This window comes from Arthrobacter sp. Hiyo1, assembly GCF_001263615.2.
Taxonomy (GTDB): Bacteria; Actinomycetota; Actinomycetes; order Actinomycetales; family Micrococcaceae; genus Arthrobacter.
Window position 1 is genome coordinate 282,524 of sequence record NZ_DF952469.1, and the last position, 11,312, is coordinate 293,835.

The window sequence follows — 11,312 nt, forward strand, 5'->3', positions numbered from 1 at the left end:
GAGCGCGCCGATCGCCGCGGCGAAGACGAGCGAGCTGGCGACGATCCCCTCGGTGAACGGGGTGAGGCCGAGTTCGGCCGTCATTGGCCTCAGGGCGCCGTTGATGACACCCGTGTCATAACCGAACAGCAGTCCACCGAAGGTGGCAATCAGGGCGACTAGGCCAAGGCGCTTACGATGCGGGCCGTTGCTCAGGGGAGGAAGCGCGACCGCGCTGCCGACTCCCCTGTGGCTTTGCGTAGCAGACATCAGGACTCCTTTGTCTTGTGATGCGGGTCATACACCCGCTCTGAATAACAGACTAACGCGCGAAAGACTTAAATGTAAGGTCAATCTAACAAATGACTTAATTGAGACTTTCTCCGCCGTGGGAAGATGAGGGCATGGGTCTTGACCGGCAGCTCCGTCCCGCAACACAGAGCGATGTTGCTCGTGAAGTCGGCGTCTCCCGCACGCTCGTGTCTTTCGCCTTCCGTGGTGCTCCAGGCGTCAGCGACGAGACGAAGCAGGCCATCTTCGAGGCGGCAAAACGTCTCGGTTACCGGCCCAACGCAGCCGCTGCCGACCTGGCACGCAAGCATCGCTCCGCCGTCGGGCTCTATTTGATGGACATCCACAACGAGGTCTATGCCGACATCCTCAGCGGCGTGAGGATGTCGCTCCCCCAGGCCCACAACCGACTCATCTTAAGCGTCTCCCAGTCTATTGACGGCGTAGACGCGGAAGCCGTGGACTCGCTGATCGAGGCACGGGTGGGGATCATCATCGCCGCAACGCTGCTGGAGCCGGACGAACGGGTGCGGGAACTGGCCCGGATAGTCCCGATCGTCAGCGTCGCGCGGCCAGTACCCGGCGTCGACAGCGTGTATTCCGACGACGACGCCGGCGCCCGCGCCGCCACCGAACACCTCCTCAGCCTTGGACACACCCGGATCGCCCATCTGGCCGGACCCGATTATGACGGCCATACGGTCCGCCGGAGAAGCTATGAGAAGGCAATGCGCGGCGCCGGCCTGGCTCCCCGGACCGTACCGGCCCATGACTTCACGCAAGATGGCGGAATGCGTGCCGCAAGTGAAATCCTTGACTCAGCGGACCGCCCGACCGCCATCTTCGCCCACAACGACCAGTTCGCGCTGGCGGCACGCGAAGCCGCCTACGCCAGGGGCCTGGCCATTCCCGGGGACCTGTCGCTGGTGGGCTATGACAATTCACGGACCGGCCGGCTCCACGGCATCGAGCTGACGTCCGTCGACCTCCACGCGATGGAACTGGGAAGTGTCGCCGGAGCCGTGGCCATGGACCGGCTCAATCATGCTCAGGCTCCCATCGCGGACGAGCGCCTCATTCCCGAGTTGGTGGTCCGCAACTCAACGGCGCCCGCCCCCATGTGACCCAGCTCATTACCGGCGGGTAACCATCAGGGAACGGGCCACCGCCAAATGGCAACAACAGGGAAACACCACCGAAAAACCCCCCGCCTACGCTGGGCATAGGCACATCAACCACAGCTCAGTTCAGCGAAGGGACCATCATGTCCATCACACCGTCCGCAGGCTCCGTCCACCTCGTCATCGCCGGAGCCGGGCCCGCAGCCCAGGCCCTGGTCCGTCGGCTGACAGGCAACAGCACTACTTCTCGACAGCCGGGAACCACCGTGTTCCCCGGCAACATCACCGTGCTGAGCAACCGCGACGAGTGCCCCGATGCGCTCCTGGAGCTGGCCGCCCTCCCCCAGGTCTCCGTGCGTTTCGGCCAGGCCGCGAGCTTCATCGATGTCCAGGCCCGTACGGTGACCACCACCGAAGGCCTCGAGTTCACCTACGATCAGCTGGTCATTGCCACCGGTTCCGCCCCCATGTACCCGCCCGTGCAGGGCGCAGCACGCAGCCTCAACTACTCCACCATCGACGACGCCGAACCGATCGGCACCGCGGTCAAGGACATCACCAGGTCCTGGGACGTCGTCCTTTGGGGATTCTGGTTGGTACCGGTCCGGCGGCCGGCCAGGCCGAAGCGGTGCTGCGTGCCCGCGGAGTCCGACCCATCCGTACCACCTTGCGTCCGGCTGCGGTCATGCCTTCCGTCGCCGGTTCGGTCCTGCCGGCTACCGGAATCGTTTTCGAGGACGGTAGCAGCATGAACGGCGACCTTGTGGTGCTCGCCGAGGAACGGCTCCCCCGCAACGGGCTCGCTGAAAGTGCCGGCCTGCAAACAGCTCCCGACGGCGGCATCAAGGTGGCGCGCGACTTCGCCACTTCAGTGCCGGGTATCTGGGCGATCGGGGACGCCGCCTCCCGGGACGGCATGCGCCTTGGGCTTGTTTTGTCCTCGAATGCCGCAGCGGCTCACTGCGCCGCCCGGCTTGAGGAAGACGCCAGGCTCCGCACTTCCAGTGCCACCCAGTCCCCGGGTTCCGCGCGCTCCGCAGCCGCCTAAGGGAGCCTCCACGGCAGCCGGCCAGTGTGGCAAGATGGTCATTTGATGAGCCGCGACCCTTGCGGCACACCGGGCCCGCCACGGAAGGACCTCCATGAGCAACGAAGCCTCGAGCGTACTGGACAACAGTGCAAGCATCGCTTCATACATCGACCACACTCTTCTCAAGCCAGAGGCCAGCGAGGCCGAGGTGCGCCAAGTCTGTGCCGAGGCGGCTGAGTACAAGTTCAAGTCGGTGTGCGTCAACCCGATTTGGGTCAAGACCGTCACGAAGGCGCTCAAGGGTTCCGGAGTCCTCACCTGCTCGGTTGTCGGCTTTCCGCTGGGCGCCACCCCCAGCGACGTCAAGGCTTTCGAAGCACGCGGTGCCGTATTGGATGGCGCCGATGAAATCGACATGGTGATCAACATCGCCGCGGCCCGCGCCGGGGACAAAGGCGCATTGGTGGATGACATCACGACAGTGGCGGAGGCGGTCCACGCGGGTGGAGCCATCCTCAAGGTCATCATCGAGACCGCCCTGCTGACTGATGAGCAGAAGGTCCTGGCTTGCGAGGCGTCGGTGGAGGCCGGGGCGGACTTCGTGAAGACCTCGACCGGTTTCAACGGTGGCGGCGCCACGGTGGAAGATGTAGCCCTCATGCGCAAGACGGTAGGCCCGGATCTCGCGTCAAGGCCTCGGGTGGAGTACGTTCCCTCGCCGATGCACAGGCTATGATTGCTGCTGGTGCAACACGTATCGGTGCGAGCTCCGGAATTGCCATCGTCAAAGGTGAACAAGGTTCATCCGCGTACTGAGTTTCCCGGCAGCCGCCATAGTTTTTGAGCCCCCCGGGGCCGAGGAGGAAAGCATGTCCCAGAACGCCAGCCAGCCCATCGAAAAAGAGAACCCCATGGGCCAGAGCATTCTGCTCTTTGTATTCAGCATGGTCCTGTTCCTGGGCGCCATCTTCTCCTTGACTTTCCTGACCCTGGAGAACACCTGGCCGATGGCCGTCTGCCTGGTCCTCTTTGGCCTCGCCTTCTGGATCCCGCAGACCATTCTCGGCCGCTCCAACTCGGCGGGCGAAAGCTAAGACCTAACCGCAAAACTGTGGCCCCGGACATTTAGTCCGGGGCCACAGTTGTTTAAGTGCGACTCCTCGAAACCAAGTAGTACCACTCGCATGGGGCTGAAAAAACGGGTAACACCACTCGTTGTTTGTTAAAGACCGCCCATGCCAGCATGTGGTCATCGATTGAATGGGCAATCGAAGCAAGGGTTGGAAATTTCGAATTCATTGCCGCTATCGCCTGTTCTGGGGAATACCAATTCACAAAGGAGTCTCACTCATGCGCAAATTCAGCAAAAAGGGAAAAGTCTACGCGGCAGCAGCAACACTCGCCCTCGTGGCAGCAAGCGGCGGAGCCGCCTACGCCTTCTGGACCAACACCGGTAGCGGTGTCGGTTCCGGAGCATCAGGGACAAACGTCGCCATCACGGTCAATCAGACTGGCGTTGTCACCGGTCTGGAGCCGGGCGGCGCACCTCAGACCTTGAGCGGCAAGTTCACCAACCCAACACGAGCCCGGTTTACGTAACCAGCGTGACGGCAAGCATCGCGAGCGTGACCAAAGGCGGAGCGGTTGCCGTCGGCTGCGACGCTACGGACTTCACCCTTGCCAACGCGACAATGGGCGTCGGCCACGAAGTAGCCAGTGGTACGAATGTGGACAGCTGGAGCGGTGCGACGATCGCATTCAACAACAAGGCCAGCAACCAGGACGCCTGCAAGGACGTCACCGTCAACTTCGCGTACTCCAGCAACTAGCCATCCACCTGGTGGGCCCGCTACGGGCCCACCAGCTTGTGCTGTCCGACCGCAGTAGAAACCACGCAGAATCCTAGAGGAGGCCCAGGTGCCGAGCATTCCGGAGTTATTCCACTCGCCGCTTCGCATCGTCCGAGCGGGAGCCAAAGTGCTTCTGGCAGGCCTCCTTTTGGTGACCCTCACATCGGGCGTCGTGCTTGCCGCCAGTAGTAATGGCAATGGCAACCAAAACACGCCAAAAGCCATCACCTTGCAGCTTGCCCCTACCAGCAGATCCGTCACGCAGGGAACGTCGGCAAGCTACAACGTCGTGGTCCAGCCTCAGGCGGGTTTGTCGGCAACGTCTCACTGACAATCTCGGGGCTGCCGGCAGGAGCCACAGCATCGTTTTCGCCTGCGGTTGTCGCCGTCGGGCCGGGATCCGCGACGGCAAACCTCGACGTTTCCACGACTTCAGCAACACCTCTTGGAACCTACTCCCTGAGCCTCAAGGGCACCAGCGGGACGCTACAGTCCGCCGTCGTCGTCGTTTCCTTGACGGTGACCGCCGGGCAGCACCAACCGTTCACCATCTCAGGCGGCCCCACCGGGCTTCTGGCACCGGGCAACTCGGTGCCGATTAATCTTCAATTGACGAACCCGGGCAATTCCAGCCTCAATGTCACGGGCCTTACCGTTTCCGTGACAGGAGTCACCCGGAATGCCCAGGCCGTGGCGAACAACCGGCCGTGCAATCCTTCGGACTATTCAGTAACCCAATTCAGCGGCAACTATCCGATCGCCGCCCCGCCAGGGAATTCCTCGCTCTCGTCGAGCGGTATTCCGGCGTCTCGGTGGCCACAGATAACAATGCTGGACACTTCGCTCAACCAGGACGGTTGCAAAGGCGCAACACTCCAGATTTCCTACTCCGGGACGGGACAGGGCAATTGAAATGCGGGCAACTGACATGAAAGCGAACAGGTGGATGAAGCCCGGCTCCTTGGCTGCAGCCAAAACAGCCGCAACGGCTGCCGTGCTCAGCCTGGTACTGGGTGTCGGATCGGCCTACGCCTATTGGTCCACAGTCGGGATCGGCAGCGGCTCGGCAGCCAGCGCCACCATGCAGACAGTGACCGTGGACGCCTTCGTTGCCGGTGACAGTCCCGCTACCACCCTCATCCCGGGAGGTACCGCGGACGCCATCGTGCGGGCAAGCAATCCGAATGCCTTCGCAGTGCAGGTGTACGGTTTCACCGCGAACGGAACAGCCACCGCGGATGCATCCCACCCGCTGTGCACCACTACGGGCGTGACGTTCAATGCTCCCGGCGCTCCTTTGACGCCAACGGTTTCCATACCGGCGAATTCCTCCATCCTGATCACCCTGCCAGCAGCCGCGTCGATGTCGACGGCTTCACAATCCAGCTGCCAAGCGCTGTATTCCACCTTCCAGTGACGATGGCGGTCCGCAAATGAACAAGCCCAAGCACTCTGCAGGCCGCGGAAACAATCGGGCGGTCCGCAGTCGCGTGACGTGGACGCTCCTTGCGGTGCTGTTCATCTCCTGGGGCGGCCCGGCAGCCAACGCCTTTTGGCAGTCGCTGAGCAGCAGCAACTTCGGGGCGGCAAAAGCCGACAGCATGCCGCAAGGCGGCACTCCCTCTGCGTCCCTGAGCGGCACGAATGTCACCGTCAGCTGGGCGGCTGTTTCCACACCGGCCGGACATGCAGTGACGGGTTACACCGTCGCCCGCTACACCTCTGCGAGCGGTGGTACCGCGGTGGCCGCAGGAGGCGGCTGCGCGGGCACGGTGACCACCCTTAGTTGCATTGAACAAGGCGTGCCAGGCGGCTCCTGGTACTACACAGTCACGCCTGTCATCTCCTTGTGGGCCGGCGCTGAAAGCGCACGCAGTTCTGCAGTCAATACTGATTCGACGCCCCCCACTATTAGCGTGACCTCGGTTTCCCCGACGCCGAACACGGCAGGCTTCAACCGCACGGGCACGGTCACGGTCAACCTCGCCGCCGTGGACAATACCGGCGGTTCGGGCGTTGCGAACATCAAGTACGCGGTCGACGGCGGCAGCACAGCGACGGTCAACGCCGCCACGGCGGCCGTAAGCGTCAGCGGCGACGGCAACCACTCGGTGTCCTACTTCGCCACTGACGTCGCCGGGAACGCCAGCACCCTGCAGACCCAAACGGTCAAGATCGATACCACTGCCCCGGTGGTGGGAGTTGCCTCAATCTCGCCAACGCCAAACTCCTTGGGCTACAACAGGACCAGCACGGTGACGGTTAACCTCAGCGCGACAGACGCCGGCGGTTCGGGCGTCGCGTCGATTACCTACCATGTGGACGCCCTTCCCCCGGTCACCGTCAACGCGGCCACAGCCGCGGTGGTTGTCAGCGGCGGTGACGGCACTCATACGGTGTTCTACTCCGCCACTGATATCGCAGGGAACACCAGCAATTCCCAAACTCAAACGGTCAAGATCGACACTACGGCCCCGGCTGTCAGCTCGGTCACCATGGCCAACGGTGGGACAGGAAAGACAGCCGATTTAGGAGATACGCTCACCATCGTCTTCTCGACCGACATGGACGCACACACCCTGTGCAGTGGTTGGGATTCGACGTCCGCCACCCTGACTGCCACCGGCACCGCCAGTATCAGCGCAGGCAACGTATTGACGTTCGTTGGCTCCACCTGCCCTGCGCCAGCATTTGGCAGCGTCTCACTTGGTGCCGCCTACAACACAGGCACCTCGGCTCGAACCTTCTCGGCAAGCATGACCTGGACCCAGTCCTCGGGAACCCTCGTCATCACCTTCACCTCCAACGGCTCGGGTGGTACCGCGGGCACTAGCCTCTCACCGGCTTCTCCGGTCTACACTCCGGCAGCGGGCGCCGCGGACAAGGCTGGCAACCCTGTCGGAACCATCACTACCGGTGGCCAATCGAAGTTCTGAAATCCACCCTCATCCACCCAGCCCCATCATGAGTGCCAGGAGTGCCGGCCACTGGTTTCGGAGCAGTGCCCATGCCGCCAGGCCAAGCCCAACCATGGCGTAACCGCTCACGGGAATCAGGACCAGCCATTCCCGCCGCGAACCGGCTTTACCAAGCAAGGGGATGGAGAACGCGCCGTTGGCCCGCCAAATCCCGCTGACAAGGGGCAGCTTGCGCCAGAACTTAGGCGGTTTGATGACGATGGGCCACAACAGCGGCACTCCCCCGGTGGTGATCATGTCGCCCGCAATGTGGACCACGACGCCGGTGAGCATGGCCAAGGGCAGCCAGCTCCACTGATGCGGAGCGAACCACGTGACCAGCCCGGCCATGGCGAGCGCGAAGATCCAATTGGAGATCCACCCCGAGTTCGGGAACAGCTTCAGTGCTTTTGCGGCCAGGTTGATCATGAACATGCACAACAGTCCGGCACCCACGGACAAACGGCCTACGGGAGTGTCCAGCTGGAACTGGGCGGCCATGGCGGCGAGCACCACGAAAGCCGAAGCGCCCAGCAGCGAATGGGTTCCCTGCCGGTGCCCTCCGCTGGCCTTCTCGATCCCGACGGCGATCACGTTGGACAGCGGCGGTAGCGAGTGGGCGATGGTGCTTGAGCGGTGGTCCCAATCGCACACCAAGGCAGTTCCCGCCGTCGTCATCGCTCCGATGAGGATTCCGGTGGCGTCCAGCGGGTACCAGCCAAGGCGTACGGGCCGGTTGAAGCGATAGCTATCCACGCCGCGGCCCCGGACGCGGCGTGGTGTCCTCCCATCAAGCTTCAGCCCGCAGTCTGGGTGGCCGGCGAAGCCGCGAAGATAGCTTCGATTACCGTGTTGGCCCACTCCAGGATTTCGGCGTCCTGCAGGTCGCGGCCGCCGATCCTCGCCGTCTTCGGCTTGGGGAGCAGCACGGCGTCGAGGGCCGGCTTGATCTGCGATCCCGGGTACATGCGGTTGAGCCGCATGACCTTGGATTCAGGCAACTGGGCGGGCGAGAAACGGATGAAGTTGCCTTGGAGCGCGACGTCGGACAGCCCGGCTTCGCGGGCACCCACCCTGAAGCGGGCGACGGCGATCAGGTTCTTCGCGGGCAGCGGCGGCTCTCCGTACCGGTCGACGAGTTCGGCCAATACCTCGTCGATGGCCTCATTGGTGATGGCTGCGGCCAGTTTCCTGTAGGCCTCAAGGCGCAGGCGTTCACCCGGCACATAATCGTGCGGCAAGTGGGCGTTGACGGGCAGCTCGATCTTCATGTCTGCGGCCTTCTCTTCGGCCTCGCCGCGGTATTCGGCCACGGCTTCGCCCACCAGGCGGATGTACAGGTCGAAGCCAACCCCTTGGATGTGCCCGGACTGTTCCCCGCCCAGCAGGTTGCCGGCACCGCGGATTTCGAGGTCCTTCATGGCCAACTGCATGCCCGCGCCAAGCTCGTTGTGGGCCGCGACGGCCTTGAGTCGTTCGAGCGCCACTTCGCCCAGCGGCTTCTCGGAGGGGTACAGGAAGTAGGCGTAGGCGCGTTCCCGGCCACGGCCCACGCGGCCACGCAACTGGTGGAGCTGGGAGAGGCCGTACTTGTCCGCGCCGTCCACAATCAGGGTGTTGGCATTGGAAATATCCAGGCCGGTTTCGATGATGGTGGTGCAGACCAGGACGTCAAAACGCTTCTCCCAGAAATCCACGATGATCTTTTCCAGGCGGCTCTCGGACATCTGCCCATGCGCCACTTCGACGCGGGCTTCGGGGACGAGTTCCCGGATCTGGGCGGCGATGCGCTCAATCGAGGACACCCGGTTGTGGACGAAGAAGACCTGGCCTTCGCGCATGAGTTCGCGCCGGATCGCCGCGGAGGTCTGCTTGTTGGTGAACGGCCCGACGTACGTCAGCACGGGGTGCCGCTCCTCCGGTGGCGTGGCCAGCGTGGACGTTTCGCGGATGCCCGTGAGGGACATCTCCAAGGTACGCGGGATGGGAGTGGCGCTCATGGCCAGGACGTCCACGTTGGTGCGCATCTTCTTGAGCGCTTCCTTGTGCTCCACACCGAAGCGCTGCTCCTCGTCCACGATCACCAGGCCAAGGTCCTTGAACTCGAAGTCCTTGGACAGCAGGCGGTGCGTGCCAATGACGACGTCCACGGAGCCGTTCCTGACTCCCTCCATGGTTTCCTTGGCTTCCTTCGCGCCTTGGAAGCGGGACAGCGGCTTGACGCGCAGAGGGAATCCGGAGAACCGCTCGGTGAATGTCTCATAGTGCTGCTGGGCGAGCAGCGTGGTGGGAACCAGTACCGCGACCTGCTTGCCGTCCTGCACCGCCTTGAACGCGGCCCTGACCGCGATCTCGGTCTTTCCGTAGCCGACGTCTCCCGAGACCAGGCGATCCATGGGGATCTCGCGTTCCATGTCGGCTTTGACCTCGTTGATGGTGGTGAGCTGGTCCGGCGTCTCCACATACGGGAAGGCTTCCTCAAGTTCCCGTTGCCACGGCGTGTCCGGCGCGAAGGCATGTCCGCGCGAGGCCATGCGGGCGGAGTACAGCCTGATGAGCTCGCCCGCGATTTCCTTGACGGCCTTCCGGGCCTTGGACTTGGTGCTCGCCCAGTCCGCCCCGCCCATCTTGCTCAACGAGGGCGTATCGCCGCCGACATAGCGGGTCACCTGGTCCAGCTGGTCCGTGGGCACGAAAAGCCGGTCGCCGGGGGCTCCGCGCTTGGACGCCGCGTATTCGAGCACGAGGTACTCGCGAAGACCGGCGTCCCCTCCGGAAGAACCGGCAGACGAGCCGACCACCTTGCGCTGGATCAGCTCCACGAACTTCCCGATCCCGTGCTGTTCGTGGACCACGAAGTCACCGGCGTGCAGCTGGAGGGGGTCGACGGCGTTGCGCCGTTTTGAGGGCATGCGCCGCATGTCTTTCGTGGACCCGGCCGACGAGCGGCCCAGGAGGTCCGCTTCCGTGAGCAGCCCCAGCTTGAGGCCGTCCAGCACAAAACCGCGTCCGACGGCGGCAGTGGTCACCTCGATGATGCCGGCCTGGGGTTCGTGGGCCAGGGAGTCGACGCGGGAACACGGGATATCAGCATCATGGAACAACTCGGCGAGACGCTGGGCAGGCCCGGGGCCGTCCGTCGCCACCACGATGCGCCATTGGTCCCGCACATGGGAACCGATGAATTCGAGCATTTCCGCGACGTCGCCCTGGTATCCGCGCGGTTCACGGGCGTGCAGGTTCAGGACGTCGATGTCGAGGACCAGGTCTTCGTCGGTCGCCAACGACGTGATGGACCACCAGGAGACGCCGTGGGCCAGCGCCGCACTCCGGGTGTCCGTCAAGGATTGGAAACTGGCCGCGTGCAACGCTGAAGCGGCTTGGGAGCCCAGTACCGAGTCGAGATCGAGGGGAGCCGTCCCGCCGTTGGACGCCGTGGACCAGGCTGCCTCGAGGAATTCCTCGTTGGTAGCCGCGAGGTCATGGGCTCGGGTCCGGACCTTTTCCGGTTCGATGACCACACCGATGGAACCGGCCGGCAGCTGGTCCACGAAAGGCACCATGGCGTCCACGAGGACCGGTGCCAAGGACTCCATGCCCTCGACGGCGATGCCGCCGGCGATCTTTTCCAACATGTCAGCGGCGGCCGGCATCTCGGCCTTGAGCCTTGCCGCCCGGGACATGACGGACGGCGTGATGAGGATTTCCCGGCACGGCGGGGCGTGCAATTCGCTGGGGTGGTGCACGGCCGGACCGGAGAGCGAACGCTGGTCTGCCACCGCAAACCAGCGCATCTGGTCCACTTCGTCGCCGAAGAATTCCACCTGATCGGGTGGTCCTCGGTGGGTGGGAAGACGTCCAAAATACCGCCCCTGACGGCGAATTCACCACGGTGGGTCACCATGTCCACGCGGGAATAGGCAGCGTCGGCAAGGCGGCGTACCACGTCGCTGAAGGGCATTTCCTGCCCCACCCTCAACGTCACCGGGACCAGTTCTCCGAGGCCCGCCACGACCGGCTGGACCACGGCGCGAACCGGCGCCACGACCACCCGCAAGGGACCCGCCGTCGAGCTCTCCGGGTG

7 protein-coding genes and 5 pseudogenes are annotated in these 11,312 nt (G+C 63.8%); 9 read left to right on the forward strand and 3 right to left on the reverse strand.

Annotated elements, in window-relative coordinates; genetic code table 11:
- Positions 1 to 249, reverse strand: a pseudogene (locus AHiyo1_RS26250) (MFS transporter); the annotation flags it as partial.
- Between the two features lie 134 nt (positions 250 to 383).
- Here AHiyo1_RS26250 and AHiyo1_RS05845 point away from each other — a divergent pair.
- The 9 genes and pseudogenes from AHiyo1_RS05845 (at position 384) to AHiyo1_RS05890 (ending at position 7,207) form a co-directional block, all read left to right on the forward strand.
- Positions 384 to 1,394, forward strand: a complete 1,011-nt coding sequence (locus AHiyo1_RS05845; RefSeq protein WP_059387911.1) for a LacI family DNA-binding transcriptional regulator — start codon at positions 384 to 386, stop codon at positions 1,392 to 1,394.
- Between the two features lie 140 nt (positions 1,395 to 1,534).
- A pseudogene (locus tag AHiyo1_RS05850) lies at positions 1,535 to 2,439 on the forward strand (FAD-dependent oxidoreductase).
- Positions 2,440 to 2,533: 94 nt separating this feature from the next.
- Positions 2,534 to 3,237, forward strand: a pseudogene (deoC, locus tag AHiyo1_RS05855) (deoxyribose-phosphate aldolase).
- A 53-nt stretch (positions 3,238 to 3,290) separates the two neighbouring features.
- On the forward strand, positions 3,291 to 3,515 hold the full coding sequence (locus AHiyo1_RS05860; RefSeq protein ID WP_059387912.1) for a hypothetical protein: 225 nt from the start codon (positions 3,291 to 3,293) through the stop codon (positions 3,513 to 3,515).
- A 256-nt stretch (positions 3,516 to 3,771) separates the two neighbouring features.
- On the forward strand, positions 3,772 to 4,020 hold the full coding sequence (locus AHiyo1_RS05865; protein ID WP_059387913.1) for a hypothetical protein: 249 nt from the start codon (positions 3,772 to 3,774) through the stop codon (positions 4,018 to 4,020).
- Between the two features lie 5 nt (positions 4,021 to 4,025).
- Entirely contained in the window at positions 4,026 to 4,250 is a 225-nt protein-coding gene (locus tag AHiyo1_RS05870) for a hypothetical protein (RefSeq protein WP_059387914.1), read from the forward strand.
- A 534-nt stretch (positions 4,251 to 4,784) separates the two neighbouring features.
- Positions 4,785 to 5,183, forward strand: a complete 399-nt coding sequence (locus tag AHiyo1_RS05880) for a hypothetical protein (protein ID WP_059387916.1) — start codon at positions 4,785 to 4,787, stop codon at positions 5,181 to 5,183.
- 1 nt (position 5,184) lies between these two features.
- Positions 5,185 to 5,688, forward strand: a complete 504-nt coding sequence (locus AHiyo1_RS05885; RefSeq protein WP_340639289.1) for a hypothetical protein — start codon at positions 5,185 to 5,187, stop codon at positions 5,686 to 5,688.
- Positions 5,689 to 5,704: 16 nt separating this feature from the next.
- A complete protein-coding gene (locus AHiyo1_RS05890) occupies positions 5,705 to 7,207 on the forward strand; it encodes an OmpL47-type beta-barrel domain-containing protein (protein ID WP_059387917.1) in 1,503 nt (500 codons plus the stop codon).
- Positions 7,208 to 7,216: 9 nt separating this feature from the next.
- On the opposite strand, the pseudogene AHiyo1_RS05895 reads toward AHiyo1_RS05890, so the two are convergent.
- Both AHiyo1_RS05895 and mfd read right to left on the reverse strand, forming a co-directional pair.
- Positions 7,217 to 8,019 (reverse strand): annotated as a pseudogene (locus AHiyo1_RS05895) (metal-dependent hydrolase).
- A 6-nt stretch (positions 8,020 to 8,025) separates the two neighbouring features.
- A pseudogene (mfd, locus tag AHiyo1_RS05900) lies at positions 8,026 to 11,312 on the reverse strand (transcription-repair coupling factor); the annotation flags it as partial.